The organism is Micromonospora sp. LOL_015, assembly GCF_048060275.1.
In the GTDB taxonomy this organism is placed as follows: domain Bacteria; phylum Actinomycetota; class Actinomycetes; order Mycobacteriales; family Micromonosporaceae; genus Micromonospora_E.
Map to the genome: position 1 here is coordinate 1 of NZ_JBHMIO010000019.1, position 19,960 is coordinate 19,960.

Genomic DNA, 19,960 nt, shown 5'->3' on the forward strand with positions numbered 1-19,960 from the left:
CTCGTGCCGCAGCGAGTCGCCGATCGCCTCCAACGCGTGCTTGGTGGCCTGGTAGTAGCCCTTGATCAGCTTGACCGACTCGGCGGGCGACATTGCCAGCATCCTCAGATTTTCGTACGCCGCCGAGACCCGGGCCAGGTCACGGGTCGACTCAAGGAACAGCTCACCGGCCAGGGTCTCGATGTAGCCGAGTGGTGGATCGTCCCGCTCGAAGCTGAGCAGGGCGAATCCGCTGCTGTCGGCCAGGTGCGCGCCGGCTTCGAAGCGCTGCGGCCATGGAGCGACGCCGTGTGTGTCTGCCATGCAGGTCCGTGATCATCTGGTGCGGGCTGCGGTCCTGACGCCGATGCCGGGCATCGAGGTCAGGACCGGGGCGAGAGGGTGCGCGTTGAGCGCGGTGAGGATCTGGTCGACCGGGCGGGCGCCCATGCGTGGCGCGCGGGCTTTGACGATCTCGGTGAGTTTCGCCCGGCCGGCCCTGCGCAGCCCGGTGGGTCCGCCGCACCGTGAGAGTGCCTCGAGTACGGCGGGGTGCTGCAGTTTCGGGCCGAGGACGCGTTCCGGGGGTGGGTGGATCTGGGTGAGCAGGCCCCGGATGCGGTTGCCCACGCGGGTGACGTCGCCGGCGAGGTCGTCGTCGTAGCCGACCATCACCTCCAGTTCGGCGAGGGTCTCTTCGCCGGTGTCGACCCGGCGCAGGGTGTGGGGCAGGGTGCGGGCGGCGTCGGCGATGACGTAGGCGTCGCGGGCGTCGGTCTTCGCGGTGCCGGGGTGCAGGTCGGCCAGCCGGCGCATGACCAGACCGGGCAGGTAGGCCACCTGGTGGCCGTAGGCGCGGGCGGCCGCGACGGGCAGCGCGCCGATCGGGGCGGGCTGGTCGACCACGGCCAGGATCCGGCCGTGTCGGGCGAGTTTGTCGAACAGTTTCCGTAGCCCGGCTTCGGTGTTGGGCAGTGTCGCGTCGTGCAGCCGCTTGCCGTGGCGGTTCAACGCGACCGCGTGGTGTCCTTCTTTGCCGGCGTCGAGTCCGATGAAGACGCCGAACCCGTCGTGCACAGTCTGCCCTCCTCACCGCGATGGCCTGGCTCGGCCGCTGGTCACGGCGCCACACTGCCGGCATCCACGTTACGAGGAGACCTGCCACCGGACGGGGGTGGCCGGGTCCCTATCAGCGGTCCGCCGACGCCACCCGGCCCGGCGACAACACCCCCCGGATCATGCGCACGACAGGGGCAGTCAGTCATACCGAGCCGGGCGACCGAGCAGTCCCCTGTGGGGACGATCAGTAAGGTAACAGGGCACTCCTCAGCTCTACCGCAGGCGGATGTCAGCCCTGCTGGGCGGCCCATTCGGCGACCCGGCGGGCGCTTTCGGACTCGGAGAGGTCCTCGACCCGGGTCATGATCGACCAGCGCACCCCGTACGGGTCGCGGATGCTGGCGAACCGGTCACCGGAGACGAAGGTTGTCGCCGGCTCCCGCACCGTTGCGCCGGCCGCTACCGCGCGGGTGAGCATGGCGTCGACGTCCGGGCAGTACCGGCCAATCGAGTAGCAGTCCTCGTCGCCAGCCGGTGGGGCAACCAGCCCGTACGCCGGGGACGGCTCGCCGAGCTGCAGTTGGCCGTTGCCGAAGTCGAGCACCGCGTGCACCACGGCGCCGCCCATCTCGGTCACGTCGACCACTCGGGCGCCGAACACGTCCCGGTAGAAGGCGATAGCGCCGCGTGCGTCCGGAAGGGCCAGGAACGGAGTGAGGCTGGTGACGCCGTGCGGCGTACCGTTGGTGGTGTATCGGCCGTCGGCGGCCGGGAAAGTGTCGGACATGTCCCGACCCTAGGCAGCGTGCGGGTGTGGTGACTTGAAGATTCGCGACAGCCGACAGCCGTCGGTGCCGCAGGCCGTAGCCTGGCAGCCGTGGACTCGGCGCAGCGCGGCATCCTGTACCCGTCCCGGCTGCCGACCTTCGCCCGGCTGCCGCCGCCAGAGCAGGTCGCGTCGCTGGTCCGCTGGTTCTGGATCCCCGAGTGGCGGATCGCGCCGGGCCGTACCTCCCGGCAGCAGATCCTGTCGTTCCCGGCCTGCAATCTGGTGGTCGGCCCAGACGGCGTGGAGCTGGCCGGTCCGACGACCCAGGTCTCGTACCGGGACCTGACCGGCACCGGCTGGGCGGTCGGGGCGCTGCTGCGCCCGGCGGCGGTGCCGCACTTCACCCCGGAGCCGGCGGCGCTGCGGGATGCCTCCCGCCGGCTGGACCTGCCCGATCTTCGGCCGCCGGTGGTCGACGCGATGACCGGTGCCGTTGACGCTCCGCAGCGGCACGCTGGTGCGGTGGCGGCGTTCGCCGACTGGCTGAGCGCCACGGTCGGGCCGCCCGGTCCGGAGGCGCTGCTGGCCAACACCTTGGCGGAGCTCGTCGACACCGACCACACGGTGCTGCGGGTCGAGGACGTCGCCGCCCGACTGCACGTGTCGGCCCGTACGGTGCAGCGGCTGGCCCGCCGCCACGTCGGCCTGCCGCCGTCGATGATGATCCGCCGACGGCGGTTGCAGGAGGCGGCGCAGCTGCTGCGGACCGATCCGGCCACCGACCTGGCGGGTCTGGCGGCCCAACTCGGGTACGCCGACCAGGCCCACCTGGCCAACGAGTTCCGGACGGTGCTCGGCTACACCCCGAGCGCGTACCGTCGGGAGTCCACGCCGTCCTGACGACGCAGCCTCCGCTTGACGACGAGGATCGCGTCCTCGTAGCCGACGTACGGAGGCTGGACGCTGCTCGTCAGCGCAGTCAATGTCGCGCTGGCCGCCCGCTACCAGACCGACACCCTGTTGGCCTTGGATCGGCGGGACTTTCGAGCGCTGCGACCGCTGACTCCGCATCCAGCGTTCCGGCTACTCCCGGACGACAGGTGACTGCGGCCTTTGCCCTGTCAGGGAGGTCGTTACCGCTAGGCGGAAGTCGTCCGGACGCTCTACCCACGGCAGGTGGGCGGACCCGGTGAGGATCACGCGCTGACTGTTGGGCAGCGTCCGGTGCAGCGAGTCCACAGCCCAGCGAGGGCGGATGTCCTCGGCGCCGTCGATGATCAACACTGGTAGATCGAGCGCCCGGCAGCGTACGGCTATCTCGGTCTTGGCGAGTTCCCGCTTGACCTCGGCGTTGATGGCCCGGCTGCAGTCGTAGCTGATGCCCAACCATGGTTCGGCCATGCGTTGGGCGTGACTGAGCGCGGTGTCCTGGTCGGCGAAGTCGGCCGACCACTGCAGGACCGCCCACTCACGTTCCTCGGCGGGGGTACGGGAGCGGGCGCCCAGAGTCTCCCACCGGGCCAGACGATCCCCGAGCCGGAGCCGCAGATTCCGTTCGTAGTGCGGATGCCAGTCCCGCCCAGGGTCGATGCCGGTCCCGGACACGTAGATCAGCTGACTGACCCGCTCGGGGTACGCGATGGCGTACCGCAACGTCAGGTGGGCCCCCCAGGAGTGGCCGAGCAGGGCCATGCGCGGCCCGGCCAGCTGGTCGCGTACCGCGTCGAGGTCGGCGACGAAGCGGGCGATGCGGTACGGCCCACGCCGCTGTGATCGCCCGCAGCCGCGTTGGTCCCACCGGATGATGCGAGCGTGATCTTCGAGGAGCCGGGCGAGCGGGTCGAAGTAGTCCCACAGACCCGGACCGCCGTGACAGAGCACCAGCGGCGGTCCGGTGCCCGACTGCTCGGCCCACAACCGACAGCCGTCGTCGCTGCGGACATCCAGGCTCATCGGGTCATTGTCGCGGTGGCGGTCGGGCATGAGGCACCGACCCGCCGACCCGCCGAATGGGTACGAAGACGGATGTACCCGCCGTGAGGCTCGTGGCAGATTGTCGTACATGGATGTCGATGATGCCCCGCGTCGGGCACCGTACGGGCGCAGCCTGCTCGTCGCGCTCGGCTGGTACGTCACAGTGATCACTGCGGTTCTCGTCGGGCAGTCAGGGATACCGGCTGCGCTGCGCACCGACTGCTCGGTGATGTTCAGCTGCCTGACACCGCAGGAGGAGATAGATCTGCTGCTGCTCGTCGGCAGTCCGGTCCTCCTCGGCCTGCTGGTCTGCACACTGGCGGTCACCGGTCTGCTGGCCCGCCTGATCCCTTCTCCGATCGTCGTCGGCACTCTTCCGGTGCTGGGCAGCGTCGCTGTCGTGGCGGTAGTCGTCGCGGTCTGGCAGGGTGCCCCGTGAAGCGCATCGGACTCGGCGTGTTGCTCCTCGGTTGGCTCTACGGCGTGCCGTTCCTGCTCATCGTCGGGCTGATTCGACGTACGTCGTCGCCCTATCTCGACACCCGTGCACAGGCACAGGCGTTCGGCGCGACCACCGACACCATCCTGACCACGGCCCTGGTGCTCAACCTGGTGCTCCCGGCGGCGGGGATGTTGCTCGCCTGGCTCATCCGCTGCGACCGGTACTGGATTCGCCACTTCGTCGGGGCTCTGGTGGGGGCGGCGCTGATCTACTGTGCTGTCGCGATAGCCGGGCAGGCGGCCACGACGCCGCTGATCGGTTGGACGCCGACCGGCAACGAGCCAGCGCCGCAGGTCACGCAGTGCATCCCGACCAGCGGTGGCCGTAGCTGCCCCGGTGGCTGATCCCGGGGGACGGCTGCCGTGAGGGTTGATCCACTACGCCCTATCGACTCGACACGCCGACACCAGGTCGGCTGAGCCGTCTTGATCACGACCCACCGGCGTGGGCGGGCCCGGCGTGTCATGGTGTGGTGTTGGGTCCAGGTGGCGCCTGGCCTTGGAGTTTGTAGACCCGGACGCCTTCGAAGAGGTTGTTGGTGGTGTCGGTCGTGATGGAAGTTGCCGATGGGCATGCTGGCGCGGTATATGCGGCCGTTGTCGCTGGCGAAGAAGAGGTACCTGTTCTGGTCGTCGCCGATGAGTGCCTGGTCGATGGGTCCGGTGCCGGAGTTGCTGATGCTGCCGGTGAAGAGGGTCTGGTGGGCGGACCAGCTGTTGACGTCGGCCGGGTTGGTGGAGGTGCGGTAGGAGAAGGCGGGGCCGCCCCACTGGTAGGCGAGAACCCAGATGTACCGCTTGCCCTGGCGGCACACCTGGTGCAGGGTCCGACGAGGCGGGCTCGCCCGGTGAGCCGCAGGTGCCATCGCTCTTGGACATAGGCTGTGGGCGAGCAATCTCGCTCGTCAAGCCGTAACATGCCGCGATCGGGCCACCGGTAGCGCCGGCCGGTGCCCCCCCAAAATCATGTGAGCGCCATGGACCTCACCGCACGGTCTTGAGGTCCATGGCGCTCACGTGATCATGACGAGGCCGCCGCCGGTTCTGCGGCCTCGGGGCAACAGTGGGTCACTCAGCGGCCCGCTGTCGTCGCGGTGGCGGTGATCGGGCCGCGGTGCAGCCAGTCGACCAGCTCCGGTACGGCGAGCTCGGCGACCTGCTCCTCGTAGCGCCGCAGGTCGTCGTCATCGAGCAGGTCACGCCACTGGCCGGTGGCGCCCCGGTTGAAGAACTGCTTCGGGTCCCGCCACATCGCCAGGACGGGGGCGAACTCCTTGGCGCGGTTGCGCATGGAATCGAAGGTGGCTGCCTGCACCAGCTCCGGCCAGCGCTGTTCGGGCACCTCGATGTCGAGCCGTTTGGCGATTGCCCGCATCTGGCCCTCAAGGTCGGACTTCAGCTCGTCGTAGTGCAGCAGCAGGACGTTTGACCGCTCACGCTCCGCCCAGAAACCCGACATGTGGTGCAGCATCGACGGCAGGCCGATCTGCACGTCGGGGTGTTCCATCCAGGCCCAGAACCGGTCGTACTCGGACTCCAGCTGCGGTGGCGCGTCGTCGGTGAGCTCGCCGGTCAGGTCGTCGTTGCCGACCGCCTCGTCGCGCAGCTTCAGGACCACGTCGTAGTCGGTGTTGCGGAAATGTGCATCCCAGGACAGGGCGACGTCCCGCGGGTCCCGGCCGACGGCGATGTAGGTGACCCCGTCGTGGATCGGCAGACCGTCGAACGGGGTGTGGGTCTTGATGATGCGTCGGTGCTGCTGCGCCTCGTAGAACGCGAGCACGTCGGCCTGGCTGCGCGTCTTCATGTCCGGCCAGATGGTGATGTCGTCCAGCGGGCGGGGCAGCTCCGGTGTCTGGAAGATCAACAGAGCGCAGATCGTCTGGGTCCACGTCGTGCCGCATTTGGCGGGTGTCGAGATCACGATGTCGCCGTCGCGGAAGGGGAACCCCTCCCATCGGGCGCTGTCCATGATCGCATTGTGGTACCGAACCGTGGGTTGGCGCACCGGCCCTCCAGCCTGAGTTGGTCGACTCGTCCAATCCAGACCGTAATCTCCACAGTGTAGCGATGTCCAGAGTCGGGTGAAGAACACGGCACCTGACCAGACGGCGACGGGGCCAGCCGAACCCGGCTGGCCCCGTCGCCGTCTGCGCCCTGGCCCCGTCGTGATCAGGGCTGTCTGGATCGTGGCCGGCGGACGGCCACGGCCAGAGCGGCCACCGCCGGGGCGGCGAGGCCGATCGGCCATGCCCAACGCCACCAACCGGATCCGGCCGTACCGCCGGATTCGTCCTCGACCGCTGCGGCGGCCAGATCGGCGACCGGCGGCGCCTGACCCTCCACCGCCTGTACATCGACCGTCGTCGCACTGTCGTACGGCGCCGGAGCGCTCACCGTCACCTGCCAGTCACCCGGGCTGAGCACCGGGCCGCTGGCGTAGAAGCCCTGCCCTTCACCGGCCGGTTCGAGCTGCAGCGGGCCGACCGACCGCCCACCGTCGGCGGTGGCGGTCAGCACCAGCCGGACCGGAAGGTCGAGCCGGTGCCCGTCCTCATGGACGGCCTGCACGGTCACCCCGGTGGCGCCGTCGCCGGCCACCTCCAGGTCAAGTTTGCCGTTGTGCGCCTGCGCGGGACCGGCTACCGGTAGCACCGCCAGCAACAGGCCGAACAGAACGGCGGCCGATCCACGCGTACGACGCATGGTGTCTTCCTTCCTGTCTCGTAGACGGGTCGGTGACCCGTTGATAGGACGCTGGCCCCGCCCGGCACCGAGGACCGGGCGGGGCCACCGCGGATCAGAGTTGCTGGTCGGGGTCGATCCGGGTGGGGTCCTCCGCCAGCCGACCGGCACCGGTGACCGGCTTTCCGCCGTTCGCCTGCACCCCGGCCGAGCTCGCCGTGCCACCGAGCCGTTCGATCATGGAGTCGGCGTCACGGACCAGGGTGTCCCGAACGTCGGCGTCGGTGACCAGATCCGGGTCGGCGGCGAGGGCCTTGAACGCGGTCAGCTGCTGAATCGCTCGCTTGTCCTTGCCAGCCGCCTCCGACAGCCGGACCGCGTCCAGCTTGTTGGACAGCTTGCGGTCCGCCTTCTTGGACAACCGTCCGGTCGACTTGAACCTGTCGATCAGGTTCTGCATGTCCCGGAACGACGTGGTGACGAAGAACCGGACCGTCGAGGTGGTGTCGTTGCCCGCCTTGTCGGTCGCGGTCACGGTCAGCTCGTGCAGGCCGAGCGGCAGGTCGTACATCACCTGCAGGGTGTCGTTCGCGTACGGCTGCCCGTCCAGCGTGCCGACGACGGTGTCGATGCCGGAGGTCGGGTCGACCGCCTGCCACGACACCCGTACGTCCTGGCTGTCGCCGTACAGCTGGCCGTCGGCCAGCCCGGAGATCAGCAGGGTCGGCTTGCTGCCGTCGATCTTCACCACGGCCGACTTCAGCGCCTCGACGTTGCCGGCGAGGTCGGTGGCCCGGTAGAGCAGCTCGTGGTCACCGTCGCCGGTCACCTCGACCGGCTCGTCGTACGGCGTCCAGTCACCGCCGTCGAGCGACCACTCCAGCAGCTCGACCCCGGAACCGTCGTCAGTGGAGGAGAGCACCACCGGGATGGTGCCGTCGTGCCAGCCGTTGTCGTTCGCCGGGGCGAACTCCGCCGAGCTGACCGGCGCCGTGGCGTCGATCTGGAAGGTGACCGACTGGGTCTGCTCCACGTTGCCGGCGGCGTCGGTGGACCGGAACCGCAGCTCGTGGCTACCGTCCCCACTCACCGCTACCGGCTCGGTGTACGCCGTCCACCCGGTCTCGTCGTCGAGCGAGTACTCGGTACCCGCCACCCCGCTGCCACCGTCTTCGTCGGTGGCGGTCAGGGTGACCGCGACCGGCCCCGGGTACCAGCCCTCGACCGGATCAGCCGGCTCTCCGGTCCCGACGACCTCGGCCTCGGTCACCGGCGCCGTGGTGTCCTCCTCCGAAACCTCCGTGGTCAACCGGAAGTAGTCGAACGACGCGGTCTTCGACTCCGTCTGGTTGCCGCTGAGGGTGAATACACCGATCTTCGGGATGGCCCCGACGACCGCGCTGGTCAGCGACTCGAACTCTGTCCAGTCGGTGCTGTCCGCCGAGTAAGCGGCGGTGAAGACGTCACCGGCACGGGACACCCGCAGGTACCACACACCCGAGGTCAAACCGGTGGCCCCCGGCTGCGGGTTCTGGATCACCGCGTCGATCTCGCTACGGAACTCGATCCGCCGGCTGACTGCCGAACCGGGCGAGTTGTCGGTGACGAAGTCCAGCTTCAGGTAGTTGTCGTCATCGGCGTACACCAGCAGACCGGCCTGCTGGTACTGCTCGTCCAGCAGGCTGCCGTCGATCTTCGTCTCGATCGTCCAGTCGCCCTCCGGCGCGGTCTGCAGGATGAAGTTCGTCGGCCCGGTGTTGTCGCCGGTGTAGATGTCGCCGTTGGGCACGTCGATGAACAACGACCCGTCGACTACCCGGTAGGCGGCCGAGTCCTCCCGCACGATGGCGTCCCACCGGCACTTGTCCAGCGCGTTGCCGTCGAACTCGTCGGACGGCTCGACCGGCCCGGCCGGCTCATCCGGCGTCACCTGGAACCAGTCGAAGGCGGCGTCGACCACCGGAGCCTCGGTCCCACCGTTGAGCGCGAACACGCCGAACTGCGGGTTCTCGATGCCAGCCAGCGCCGCCGACCGGCCGACCGGGGTGAAGGTCTGACCGTCGGCCGACATGGCCGCCGTCAGGTTCGTCCCGTCGCTGGTCACCCGCAGATAGAGGGTGTCACCTGTGGGCGCGTCGGTGGCGTCGGCACCCTCGTTGCGCGGGGTGCCGGCAGTCTCCCGGATGAACTCCACCCGGCGACTGCCGTTGAACAGCAGATCCAGCTTGGCGTAGTTGTCGTCGTCGCCGTAGACCAGCAGACCAGCCTGCTGGTAGTTGGCGGTCACCGGCAACGTGACCTTGGTGGTGGCCTGCCAGGCACCGTCCGGCGCGGGCTGCAGGACCAGGTTGGTGGCGTCGTTGCGGCCGCCGTACAGGTCACCGACGCCGGTCGGCAACAGCAGCGCGCCGTCGGCCAGCGAGTACACCTGGCTCTCCCGGACCACCGTCCACCGGTCACGGTCCAGTTCGTCGCCGAGGAAGTCGTCCGACCGCGCCCCGAAGCAGGACGTGTTCGGCGCCTCGACCCGCACCGACGTGTACGCCGATGCGGTCGCGCCCCGGGCGTCGGTCACCACCAGGGTGGCGACGAAGGTGCCCGGTGCGGTGTAGGTGTGGCTGGCGTCCAGGGTGTCAGCGGTACCGCCGTCACCGAAGTCCCAGGCGTACGTCAACGGGGTGTCGCCCTCGGCGTCGTTGGCCGTGCCGTCAAACGCCACGGTGAGCGGCGCGGTGCCGGACGTCGGCGTCGCGGCGACGCTGACCTGCGGCGGCGCGTTCTCGGTGACGCCTCGGCCGAGGAAATCCATCCAGTTGACGTTGAACAGCGAATCGGCACCGCCACCCGGATCCCGGGCGACGAAGTACAGCACCGCCGCGTCGGCGCCGCCGGTGACTGGCGCGGTCACGTCGGTCCAGGTCTGCCAGCCGCCGGTACCCGCGATGTCAGCGGAGGCGACCACCGGACCGTCGACGGCGTCAGCGCGGACCTCGATCCGGCCGCCGGCCGTCGCCGACGCGACCCGGAACCGGATCGAGTCGACGTTGGTCAGGTTGGCCGGGTCGACCGACCACCAGTCGCCGTCCTCGATGAAGCCGATGTTCTCGCCGCCACCGGCCGGGTCGCTGGTGGTCTCGATCCGTACGCCCGGGTCGTCGTCGCCGGTGGCGCCGTCCACCCGTCCGGTCGAGCTGAAGTACTCGGCCTGCTTGCGCTTGGGCTGCAGCAGCTCGATCGCCCGGCCGGTCAGTGGTGCGGCACCGCCGACACCGCCGTCGTCGGTGTAGGTGGCCTCGAACACGCCGAAGACGTTCGCCTCGGCGCCATGGCCGGCGGCGAGCTGGGTCTGCACTGTGCCGGAGCAGCCGGTGTGCTGCTCCAACGGGTGGGCGTGCTCGTCGTGGCCGAGCAGCACCTGCAGCTCCACCCGGTCACAGTCGATCTCGCCGTCCTCCGGGTCGGTCACGGTGATCGTGTACTCGACCTGGTCGCCCCAGTTGAAGAAGCCGCCGGCCGGCGGGAAGTCGATGGTCACCGTCGGTGCGGTGTTACCGACTGTCACCGGCACGTTGGCAACCGCCGTGCGCTCGTTGGGGTTGGTCACCGTCAACTGCGCGGTGTAGTTGCCGGCCTCGGTGTAGGTGTGGGTCGGGTTGGCCTCGGCGGAGGTCCCGCCGTCACCGAACGCCCAGGCGTAGGTCAGCGTGCCCCCGTCCGGGTCGCGCGAGCCCGCGCTGGAGAACTGCACGGTAAGCGGTGCCTGGCCGGAGGTCGGGGTGGCGCTGGCCTCCGCGATTGGTGCCCGGCTACCGGCGATGTAGTCGATCCGGTAGACCCCCGAGTCGTCGTTGTTACCGCCGAAGCCGCTGCCCCATTCGATCAGGTACAGGGCGCCGTCGGGGCCGAACTCGAAGTCCATCGGGCGGATGAAGCTCATCCCGGTCAGCAGCTGGTTGATGTCCACCAGCTCGGTGCCGCCAGTGGACACCTGCATGGTGTACATCTTCGACTGGTTCCACTCGCCCAGCAGCGCCTTGCCGTCGTAGTACGCCGGCCACTTGCGGTCCGAGGCCAGCTCGGTGTCGTAGCGGTAGACCGGTCCACCCATTGGCGCACCGCCGCCACCGATTTCGGGGTAGCGCGGGTCACCGCTGTAGCCGTAGTCGACGGTGGCGGGGATCACCGGCGGCAACTCGGTCAGGCCGGTGTTGTTGGGGGAGTCGTTGACCGGTGCCGAGCAGTCGAACTTCGCGCCGCTGGGGCCGGACGGGAACTGATAGTCGTTGTACGCCTCGTTCGTCCCGGTGCAGTACGGCCAGCCGTAGTTGCCGGGGGTGTCGACGATGTTCCATTCGACCAGGCCCCGGGGACCCCGGTCGGGGTTGTCCGAGTTGGCGTCCGGGCCGTAGTCCGCCACATACAGCGTGTCGGTGGCCGGGTCCACGCCGATTCGGAACGGGTTGCGGAAACCCATCGCGTAGATTTCCGGGCGGGTCTGCGCGGTGCCCGGCGCGAACAGGTTGCCCTCCGGGATGCTGTACGTCCCGTCGTCCTCCGGGTGGATCCGGATCACCTTGCCGCGCAGGTCGTTGGTGTTGCCAGAGGTACGCTGCGCGTCGTAGTCCTGCCGTCCGGTCCGCTCGTCGATCGGAGTGTAGGCGCTGGACTCGAACGGATTGGTGTTGTCCCCGGTGGCCAGGTAGAGGTTGCCCTGGCTGTCGAAGGTCATGGTGCCGCCGGCGTGACAGCAGGTGTTGCGCTGGGTGTCGACCTGCAGCACGGCCTTTTCGCTGGCCGGGTCGATGCTGTCGCCGACCACCGTGAACCGGGACAGCAGGTTGCGGGCCACGCCGTCGTTGGGGGCGTAGTAGAGGTACACCCAGCCGTTGTCGGCGAAGTCCGGGTCGAGCCGGATACCGATCAGGCCGTCCTCGTTGCCGGTGAATACGTCGAGGTCGATCGCGGTGACCGTGTTGCCGGTGTCCGGCTTGACGATCTGCACCCGGCCGTCCCGCTCGATGTAGAACACCCGCCCGTCCGGGGCGATGTCCAGCTCCATCGGGTTGCTGGTGTTGTTGTCCAGGGTGATCTTCTCGAAGCTCTCGGTCAGCGAGGCGCCGCAGTCGGAGTCGACGACCCCGGCGGCGGTCTGGATGCCGCCGAGCAGGTGGTCGAGGAACTCCGGTTCGGCGAACGACTCGTTGGTGTGGCCGCCGCCGGTGTACCAGGCCCGGCCGCCGTCGTAGTCGCTGCACCAGGCGATCGGGTGGTCGGCGCCCATCGCGCCGGCACCGGGGGTGTAGCTGGTCTCGTCCAGGCTGGCCAGTACGTGCACGTCGCCGCGCGGGTTGGTCTGGAAGTTGTACCACTCGTCGTAGCGGACCCACTCGGCGGGCAGTCCGTCGGTGGACGGGTGGGCCGGGTCCTCGACCTTCACCACGGCGTTCTGGTTGGCCGGGTGGCCGGAGAAGTAGGCACCGACCAGTTCGCCGTACCAGGGCCAGCTGTACTCGGTGTCGGAGGCGGCGTGGATTCCGACGTACCCGCCACCGGCCTGGACGTAGCGCTCGAAGGCGGCCTGCTGGGCGGTGTCGAGGACGTCGCCGGTGGTGGACAGCCAGATGACCGCCCGGTAGTTGGCCAGGTTGGCGTCGGTGAAGTCGGCGCCGTCCTCGGTGGTGTCGACGGTGAAGCCGTTGTCGGCACCGAGCTGCTCGATCGCGGCGATGCCAGCCGGGATGGAGCCGTGCCGGAAGCCGGCGGTCTTGGAGAAGACGAGCACCGAGTACGGCTCGTCGGCGGCCGTCTCGAAATCGCCCGTGCCGGCCTGCACGGCGGGGGCCGGATCGACCGGGTTGCCAGGGGTGCCCGGGGTGCCCGGTGCGGCCTGCGCGGCGGGGGCACCGAGCAGGGCGGTAGACAACATGGAGAGCGAAAGTATTGCAGCGGTTAGCGGGCCACGTTCAAGGTGGCGTCGGCGGGTTCGGGACACGTGGTCTCCTAGTCCTGGTGAACACACTGTCGGGTGGGCCGACCCGCCGATGGCCGTCCCGTCTGGCCCGGTGAACGCGCTGCCACGACGCGGTCACCGAGATTTTGTTAAGCCGTTGGACAAATTAGGGACTGCCGGCTCTGTTTCCGGCAAGTGCTATGCGTGTAACGGTTTGATAAACGCTCAGCCGGTGAACCAGCTGGGAACCATCGCAAGTGCGACGAATCGGATCGATCTGCCGATGAAGCAGACCACTGTGAACACGCTGGCCGGCATCCGGGTGCCACCGGCCACCACCGTCGTGACCAGTAGCGGAGGCACGCCGATCACGCTGCTCGCGAACAGGGTCGGGATGACGAACGCCGGCTCGTACAGTCGGCGGTGCTCCCGGGCCACCCAGCCCGCCCAGCCGGACAACCTGCTGCGCAGCCCCTGCGGCAGCCGGTCGCCGATCGCCGGACCGATCCGGCGGAACCATTGGACCCGCGACCTGCCGTCCGCCGTCGTCGGGTCCGCCGTCGTCGTGCCGTCGGCCGCTACCGCGCTGGCCGTGGCCGCCGCCTTCGGCGCGGTCCGCTTGTCCAGCCACCGGCGTAGCCACGGCGACCGGATCACCCCCCGCGACGCCAGGAACATGGCGAGCTTGGCGGCGGTCTGACCGAGCGCCGCAGCGACGCCCAACGCGACCGGCTGATGGGACGTGGTGGCGGTCAACGCGATCAGGTACGGCTCGATCGGAGTCACCGGCGACACCGCCGACAACGCACCCACCGCGACGGTGGCCAGCAGAACCGCGATCACGAGGAGGCGGCGCGCAGACCCGGAAGGTCGACAGCGAGCGGGATCCGGGCCACCACGACGAGCGAAGCGAGCTTCACCGCGGCGATCGCCAAGGTGAAAGCCACCGGAAGCACCGGCGACGGTGCCAGCACCACCAGCAGCACCAGGCCGCCGGTGTTCAACGCCTTCGCCACCGGCGACCAGTTGAACCGGTACACCTGGGTGTGCACAAGATGGAAGTAGTTCGGGCTCAGCAACGGCCACCGCAGGAAACTCAGGCTCAACACCAGGTCCACCACGACGAACTGCACGACGAAGATGCCCAGCGGTACGCCCATCGACGGCAGCAGCGGAATCAGCGCGGCGGCGACCGCCAGGCAACAGATCCGGTCGCAGACGATGTCATAGACGGCGCCGAACCGGGTCTCCTGCCGTAGCCGCCGGGCGGCCAGACCGTCCGCCATGTCACCGATCCAGTAGCAGGCGATCGCGACACCGGTGAGCACCGCGCTGCCGCCGACGACGGCCAGCACGGCCAGGCCGACGGCGACCACGGTCCGGACCGTGGTGATCAGATTCGGTACGTTGCGGACCGGCCCGGCAGGCCCGTCCACCCAACCGTGCGGCGCGGCCGTGGCGGCACCGGCGGACGGGTGCGTGTCGCAGGCTCCCGGAGACGTGATGGCCGGCCCCCGCCTTCCTCGTCGACACCGAGTGTGGACTGACAGACGGTAGCACGGCCGGCGGACCCCGCCCCCGAGTCACATCCGTAGCTGTGGCCAGTCCAGCACGTCGGCGGCGAGCGCCGCGACCGTGGCGAGCAGACCCAGCCGGGCCTGACGCAGCTGCGGATCCTCGGCCATCACGAAGACGTCGTCGAAGAAGGCGTTCACCGGCGCGGTCAGCTGCCCGGCGATCCTGGTGAACCGGTCGAGGTCCGTGCTGTGGTCCAGGTCGGCCCGCACCTGCTTGACCACCTCGTGGAGCCGCACCTCGGCCGGCTCGGTGAGTAGCGCCGGGTCGTACTCGGCGGGCACGTCGGCCGGGACGATCCGCCGGGCCCGCTGCAGCGCCTCGGCGAGTGCCCGGAACTGCTCGTCGGCCAGCAGCCGGTCCAGCTGGCTCAGCAGCCGGTCGACCAGCTGCGGCCGGTCGGCGTGCGCCAGCACCGCGCGGACCCGGTCCACCGGCTGGCCCTCCTCGGTCAGCAGTTGCTCCACCCGGCGGGTCAGGAACTCGACGATCTCGGCCAGCACCGGATCGTCGACCGGCACCGGCTGCCGCCGGGCGGCAGCCGCGAGCCCGGCGGCCAGCGAGACCCCGGCCAGCCCTGGCTGACTCCGGTGCACCGCCAACAGCCCCAGCACCGCCCGCCGGATCGCGAACGGGTCGCTGCTGCCGGTCGGCATGCCGACCGTGGCAGCCAGCCCGGTCACCAGATCCAGCCGGTCGGCCAGCGACAGCAGCGCCCCCGGCAGCGACTGCGGCAGCTGGTCACCGGTGCTGCGCGGCAGCTCGGCCTCGAACACCGCCTGCGCGACCGCCGCCGGCTCCCCGGCGTGCTCGGCGTAGTCACGGGCCATCACCCCGGCGAGACTGGTCATCTCGGTGACCATCTGCGAGCCGAGGTCGAACTTGACCAGCTCGGCCGCGCGGTCCAAGGTCGCCCGGTCGGCATCGGACAGTGCGATCATCTCGGCCAGGTCGCCGGCCAGCCCGGCGATCCGGTCGGCCCGGTCCGCCATCGACCCCAGCTTGTCGGTGAAGGTCAACCGGTTCAGTCGGGACCGCAGCTCGGCCAGCGGGGTCGCCCGGTCCGCGCGGTAGAAGAACGCCGCGTCCTCGTACCGGGCCCGCAGCACCGCCTCGTTGCCGGCCCGTACCAGATCGGTGTCGATCGCGCCGTTGGCGACCGCCACGAAGTGCGGCAACAGGGCACTGTCCGCACCACGCACCGGCAGGTACCGCTGGTGCTTGCGCATCACGGTGGCCAGCACCGCCTCAGGTAGCTCCAGGTAGCGTTCCTCGAACCCGCCGAGCAGCGGCGTGGGCTGCTCGATCAGGTCCACCACCTGGGTGAGCAGACCGGCTTCGGCGGCCAGGTCGACCTGACCGCCTACGCCAGCGGCCAGCTCACCGGCGGCGGCGGTGACGATCGCCCGGCGTTCCTCTGGGTCCACCACGATGCCGGCGTCACGGACCGTCGCCAGGTAGCTCTCCGCGTCGGCCACCTCGACGGTCGACGTCGCGGCGGTCCGGTGCACCCGGGTGGTCCGGCCGGCGGCCAGCGTGGACACCTCGACCGGCACCACCACGTCACCCCAGAGCGCCAGCAGCCACCGGACCGGACGGGTGAACGCCAGCTGCGGATCCCGCCATCGCATGTTCTTCGCCGAGCGCAGGCCGGTCACCACCCCGGCGAGCACCTCGGTGAGGACCTCCGTCGCGGTGCGGCCGGGCTCGTCGCGCAGCACCGCCAGATGCGGTACGCCGCCGATTTCCACCCGGGCCAGGTCGGCCACCTCGGCCCCCTGGGAACGGGCGAAGCCCGCCGCAGCCGGGGTGGGCGTGCCGTCCGGGCGGAACCCGGCGGCGACCTTCGGGCCGCGTACCGTGCGGGTGTGGTCGGGCTCGCGGGCGGCGACCGCGTCGACGACGGCGACCAGCCGGCGCGGGGTGGCCAGCACCCGGACGTCGCCGTGCGCCAGCCGGGTGGCGGCCAGCCGGTCGGCGACCAGCTTGGCGACCTGCTGGCGGGCCGAGCGGACCTCCGACGGCGGCAACTCCTCGGTGCCGATCTCGAAGACCAGCTGCCGGGCCGGGGCCGACTCACCGGACGGCACGGCTGCCCCGTCGGCCTGCCCGGCCGGTGCCGGCGGCACCACGCCGAGTGGGTGGCCCAGCTCGTCGCGGCGGCGCACCCACAGCTGCGCCACCTCGCCGGCCAGCCGGCGCATCCGGGCGAACTCCGTCGCCCGCTCGGCGGTGGAGACCGCGCCCCGCGCGTCCAGTACGTTGAACGCCTGCGAGCACTTGAGCACGAAGCTGTGCGCCGGGACCGGCAGCCCGGCGTCGATCATCCGCTGCGCCTCGGCGGCGTACAGGTCGAGCAGCTGCCGGTTGGTGGTGACGTCGGCGTCGTCGAGGTAGTAGCGAGACATCTCGTACTCGCCGGGGCCGAAGATCTCGCCGTAGGAGATGCCCGGCGCGTACGCGATCTCCTTGAAGTGCCGGACCCCCTGCAACGCCATCATGATCCGCTCGATGCCGTAGGTGATCTCCACCGACGGCACCTCGAGGTTGATCCCACCGGCCTGCTGGAAGTAGGTGAACTGGGTGATCTCCAGCCCGTCCAGCCAGACCTCCCAGCCCAGACCCCAGGCGCCGAGCGCCGGTGAGGCCCAGTTGTCCTCGACGAACCGGACGTCGTGCGCGGCCACGTCGATGCCGAGCGCGGCCAGGCTGCCGAGGTAGAGCTCCTGCGCGTCGCCCGGCTCCGGCTTGAGGATCACCTGGAACTGGGTGTGGGTCTGGATCCGGTTCGGGTTCTCGCCGTACCGGGCGTCGTCCGGGCGCACCGACGGCTCGACGTAGGCGACCCGCCACGGCTCGGGACCGAGCACCCGCAGGAACGTGGCCGGGTTGAGCGTGCCGGCGCCGACCTCGGTGTTCATCGGCTGGACCGTCAGGCAACCCTGCTCGGCCCAGTACGCCGCGAGGCGGGCCAGCGCGTCCTGCATCGTCAGCACGAATTGCTCCCAAGGTCGGTGACGGACGGTACGTCGGGTACCGGCCGGCGGCGGTTGATTCCGGGCCATTCTATTTGCCCGGCCGCGACCAACCTGAACGGGCCGTGACCGTGCACCGGTGGGCGGTCCGCTGGGAGCGGAGGTTCAGCACTCACACCTGATCGCGCAGGCCTTCCGTCCGTTGCTCAACCGTGGTCCGCAGCTGTTCCAGCTCGGTCGCGACCACCGAGCCGTTCTGACCGTCGACGGTTGCCAGGACGGCGGCCAGGTCGTCCAGCGCGGCCGTCGCCGCGCCGCTGGCGAACATCCGCTGATAGAGATCGCGGTACGCGGCCTCGTACACCTCGGTGAACGCGTCGCTGGCCAGGAACCGTTCCTTGAGCGGGTGCCCTGTCGACCGGCCGGGACCGCCGCCCTGCGGCGCCGCCCCGGAGCCGGCCCTGTCGGGTGGCTGGAATCCGTCGGGTGGCTCGAACCTGTCCTGTGGTGCCGTGCCGTTCTGCGGCGTGGCCCCGCCGTCGCCACCACCGAACCGGCCACCGCCCATGGTCACCGCGTCCTGCGGCCCGAGGTTGGCGTCGCCACTGAACGTCAGGTTGTGGTCCCAGCTGACCACCGTGAACTTCCGGGTGGCCAGGTCGTACCAAAGGTAGTAGTTGCGGCCGGGACCGGCCATGTCGTCGAAGTTGAGCAGCAGGTTCTGGGCGGCGACGTAGCGGGCGAACGACTCGACGTCGACGTGATCGGCCAGCTCGTCGTCGAACTCGTCGTCGGACGCCTCGGATACCCAGCGGGTCAGGTTGATCACCGGCTGTAGGTCCTGGCTTCCGGTGAGGTTGATCTGCTTGAAGTCGTCCTGGTACTCGACCGGATCCTCGCCCTGGTAGGTGAACGAACCGCCGGCCAACGACTTGTAGAGCACGCCACTGTCGCCCAGCCCGGCGGCGTAGTGCTCGTCGGGGTGTTCCACCACGAGGCGGGCGGTGGTCGGCCGGTCGTTGACCGTGAACGCGCTGTACGCGTACCGCTGGGTGGCCATACCGGCGGTGGCCAGCAGCGACAGGGCGAGGGCCTCGTTGGCCACGGCGCTGCCGCCGCCCATTCCGCCGACCCGCACTGCGATCTCCTGCAGTCCCTGGTAGCGCCGTCCCTCGACAAACGTGTCGAAGCTGATCAGCCAGGGCAGGGTTTCCGGCTCCTCAGCGGCCAGCCCGGCCCGGCCCATGCCGCCGCCCGGCCCGCCTGCGCCCTGCCGCTGTCCCTGCCCACCGTCGGGTCGCTGGCCGCCGTCGGGTCGCTGGCCGCCGTCGAACCGGCCGCCGTCGGGGGCGGCCCCGCCGCGTTGCGCGGTTTCACCGTCGCGGGTCAGACCGGACAGGGTGGAGTTGCCTTTGAGCCGGATTCCCACGCTCGGGATCGTGGTCGAGTCGATCACCAGGTCCGCCTCGACGTACTCCTTCTCGCCGTCGTCGAAGTAGGCGTCGAGCATCCGTTGGTAGTCGTCGTCGCGGAAGACCAGGGAGATCTCGTGTGCCACCGTCGAGTCGAACAGGTCGACGGTGCCGGCGATGTCGACCGTCACCACGTCCGTCGCGGCGTTCGCCGCGCTGGTGACGTACGGCCGGATCCGGGTGCTGCCCAGCGCGACCGTGACCACCAGCAGGAATACGGCGCAGCTGGCCAGCAGCCGGTAGTTGTGCCGGATCCGCAGCGGGATCCGGTGCCGTAACCGACGCTTCGGCGCAGCGACCGGCGGCCCGGCCGGTGGATTCGGGGCGGACGGCGTACCGCGCATCAGAGGTCCGTCTGGTCGTAGCCGGTGAGCACGGTGACCCGCTGGCCGCCGGTCAGCTCGCTCAGACTGGCGATCAGTTCACCCGGCTCGCTGCCCTTGTTCAACCTGACCGTGTACATCAGCTCGGTCAGCGCTCCGCCCCGGATGGACTCGATGCTGACCAGCTCGAACTCGGTGGTCAGCCGCAGCAGCACGTCCTGTACGGCGTGCGTGTGGTCGCGGTCCGGTGGCACCTGCACCTTCACCACCTGGCGTTGCACGTTGAGCGCGAACCAGTTGAAGCGGTACATCACCCCGATGATCAGGCAGATCGCGACCGTGGCGATCACCGCGAGCAGGTAGAACCGGGTGCCGCAGGCCATGCCGACGCCCATCACCAGGAAGATGAAGCCGACGTCGCGGGTCTCCTTGATCGCGTTGCGGAACCGGACCACGGACAGCGCGCCGACCAGGGCGAAGGCCCGGGCGATGTTGGAGCCGACGACCAGCATGATCAACGAGATCAGCATGCCGAGGATGATCAGTGTCTGAACGTACGACTGGCTGTACGACACGTTGCGGTGGGTGGCCCGGTAGACCCAGCCGATGATCGCGCTGAGCACGAAGGAAAGCGCCAGCGACGCGGCGATGTCGCCGAGGCTGAACGTGCTGGACAGGTCCTGGAAGGTGATGTCCAT

General features: G+C 69.8%; 14 protein-coding genes and 2 pseudogenes. 3 read left to right on the top strand and 13 right to left on the bottom strand.

The window, feature by feature from the left end; genetic code table 11:
- From ACFHWU_RS16635 to ACFHWU_RS16645, 3 genes and pseudogenes are all read right to left on the bottom strand, one after another.
- On the bottom strand, positions 1-303 hold a 303-nt coding region (locus tag ACFHWU_RS16635; protein WP_416590974.1), incomplete at its 3' end, for a Scr1 family TA system antitoxin-like transcriptional regulator.
- A 21-nt stretch (positions 304-324) separates the two neighbouring features.
- A pseudogene (locus ACFHWU_RS16640) lies at positions 325-1,056 on the bottom strand (IS110 family transposase); the annotation flags it as partial.
- 271 nt (positions 1,057-1,327) lie between these two features.
- Complete coding sequence (locus ACFHWU_RS16645; RefSeq protein WP_416590975.1) at positions 1,328-1,825, bottom strand: VOC family protein; 498 nt, start codon at positions 1,823-1,825, stop codon at positions 1,328-1,330.
- Positions 1,826-1,972: 147 nt separating this feature from the next.
- Here ACFHWU_RS16645 and ACFHWU_RS16650 point away from each other — a divergent pair, with 147 nt between their 5' ends.
- On the top strand, positions 1,973-2,707 hold the full coding sequence (locus tag ACFHWU_RS16650; protein WP_416569010.1) for a helix-turn-helix domain-containing protein: 735 nt from the start codon (positions 1,973-1,975) through the stop codon (positions 2,705-2,707).
- 183 nt (positions 2,708-2,890) lie between these two features.
- On the opposite strand, the gene ACFHWU_RS16655 is transcribed toward ACFHWU_RS16650, so the two are convergent.
- A complete protein-coding gene (locus ACFHWU_RS16655) occupies positions 2,891-3,760 on the bottom strand; it encodes an alpha/beta fold hydrolase (protein WP_416556876.1) in 870 nt (289 codons plus the stop codon).
- Between the two features lie 109 nt (positions 3,761-3,869).
- Between ACFHWU_RS16655 and ACFHWU_RS16660 the strand changes: the two genes are divergently transcribed.
- Together ACFHWU_RS16660 and ACFHWU_RS16665 are read left to right on the top strand one after the other, a co-directional pair.
- A complete protein-coding gene (locus tag ACFHWU_RS16660) occupies positions 3,870-4,220 on the top strand; it encodes a hypothetical protein (RefSeq protein ID WP_416556877.1) in 351 nt (116 codons plus the stop codon).
- Entirely contained in the window at positions 4,217-4,627 is a 411-nt protein-coding gene (locus ACFHWU_RS16665) for a hypothetical protein (protein ID WP_416590976.1), read from the top strand. Before ACFHWU_RS16660 ends, ACFHWU_RS16665 begins: the two co-directional genes overlap by 4 nt.
- Before the next feature lie 148 nt (positions 4,628-4,775).
- Here ACFHWU_RS16665 and ACFHWU_RS16670 read toward each other — a convergent pair.
- From ACFHWU_RS16670 to ACFHWU_RS16710, 9 genes and pseudogenes are all read right to left on the bottom strand, one after another.
- A pseudogene (locus ACFHWU_RS16670) lies at positions 4,776-5,079 on the bottom strand (non-reducing end alpha-L-arabinofuranosidase family hydrolase); the annotation flags it as partial.
- A gap of 275 nt (positions 5,080-5,354) precedes the next feature.
- Positions 5,355-6,254 (bottom strand): sulfotransferase domain-containing protein, encoded by a 900-nt coding sequence (locus tag ACFHWU_RS16675; protein ID WP_416590977.1) that lies wholly within the window; start codon positions 6,252-6,254, stop codon positions 5,355-5,357.
- 200 nt (positions 6,255-6,454) lie between these two features.
- On the bottom strand, positions 6,455-6,988 hold the full coding sequence (locus ACFHWU_RS16680) for a hypothetical protein (protein WP_416590978.1): 534 nt from the start codon (positions 6,986-6,988) through the stop codon (positions 6,455-6,457).
- Between the two features lie 94 nt (positions 6,989-7,082).
- Positions 7,083-12,893: a ThuA domain-containing protein gene (locus ACFHWU_RS16685; RefSeq protein WP_416590979.1), complete on the bottom strand. Its 5,811-nt coding sequence runs from the start codon at positions 12,891-12,893 to the stop codon at positions 7,083-7,085.
- A gap of 249 nt (positions 12,894-13,142) precedes the next feature.
- The gene (locus ACFHWU_RS16690; RefSeq protein ID WP_416556882.1) at positions 13,143-13,760 is read right to left on the bottom strand and encodes a hypothetical protein; all 618 of its coding nucleotides are present in this window, start codon (positions 13,758-13,760) and stop codon (positions 13,143-13,145) included.
- Positions 13,757-14,353: a CDP-alcohol phosphatidyltransferase family protein gene (locus tag ACFHWU_RS16695; RefSeq protein WP_416556883.1), complete on the bottom strand. Its 597-nt coding sequence runs from the start codon at positions 14,351-14,353 to the stop codon at positions 13,757-13,759. The genes ACFHWU_RS16690 and ACFHWU_RS16695 overlap by 4 nt, the downstream gene beginning before the upstream one ends.
- 147 nt (positions 14,354-14,500) lie before the next feature.
- A complete protein-coding gene (locus tag ACFHWU_RS16700; RefSeq protein WP_416556918.1) occupies positions 14,501-17,479 on the bottom strand; it encodes a glycine--tRNA ligase in 2,979 nt (992 codons plus the stop codon).
- Between the two features lie 160 nt (positions 17,480-17,639).
- Positions 17,640-19,283 (bottom strand): CotH kinase family protein, encoded by a 1,644-nt coding sequence (locus tag ACFHWU_RS16705; RefSeq protein WP_416590980.1) that lies wholly within the window; start codon positions 19,281-19,283, stop codon positions 17,640-17,642.
- The gene (locus ACFHWU_RS16710; protein ID WP_416556885.1) at positions 19,283-19,960 is read right to left on the bottom strand and encodes a DUF4956 domain-containing protein; all 678 of its coding nucleotides are present in this window, start codon (positions 19,958-19,960) and stop codon (positions 19,283-19,285) included. Before ACFHWU_RS16710 ends, ACFHWU_RS16705 begins: the two co-directional genes overlap by 1 nt.

Excerpts from the sequence above, each read along its gene's own strand:
- ACFHWU_RS16645 (WP_416590975.1), bottom strand. The coding sequence starts at position 1,825 with ATGTCCGACACTTTCCCGGCCGCCGACGGCCGATACACCACCAACGGT.
- ACFHWU_RS16655 (WP_416556876.1), bottom strand. The coding sequence starts at position 3,760 with ATGAGCCTGGATGTCCGCAGCGACGACGGCTGTCGGTTGTGGGCCGAG.
- ACFHWU_RS16660 (WP_416556877.1), top strand. The coding sequence starts at position 3,870 with ATGGATGTCGATGATGCCCCGCGTCGGGCACCGTACGGGCGCAGCCTG.
- ACFHWU_RS16675 (WP_416590977.1), bottom strand. The coding sequence starts at position 6,254 with ATGGACAGCGCCCGATGGGAGGGGTTCCCCTTCCGCGACGGCGACATC.
- ACFHWU_RS16680 (WP_416590978.1), bottom strand. The coding sequence starts at position 6,988 with ATGCGTCGTACGCGTGGATCGGCCGCCGTTCTGTTCGGCCTGTTGCTG.
- ACFHWU_RS16685 (WP_416590979.1), bottom strand. The coding sequence starts at position 12,893 with ATGTTGTCTACCGCCCTGCTCGGTGCCCCCGCCGCGCAGGCCGCACCG.
- ACFHWU_RS16700 (WP_416556918.1), bottom strand. The coding sequence starts at position 17,479 with ATGCAGGACGCGCTGGCCCGCCTCGCGGCGTACTGGGCCGAGCAGGGT.
- ACFHWU_RS16705 (WP_416590980.1), bottom strand. The coding sequence starts at position 19,283 with ATGCGCGGTACGCCGTCCGCCCCGAATCCACCGGCCGGGCCGCCGGTC.
- ACFHWU_RS16710 (WP_416556885.1), bottom strand. The coding sequence starts at position 19,960 with ATGGACATCACCTTCCAGGACCTGTCCAGCACGTTCAGCCTCGGCGAC.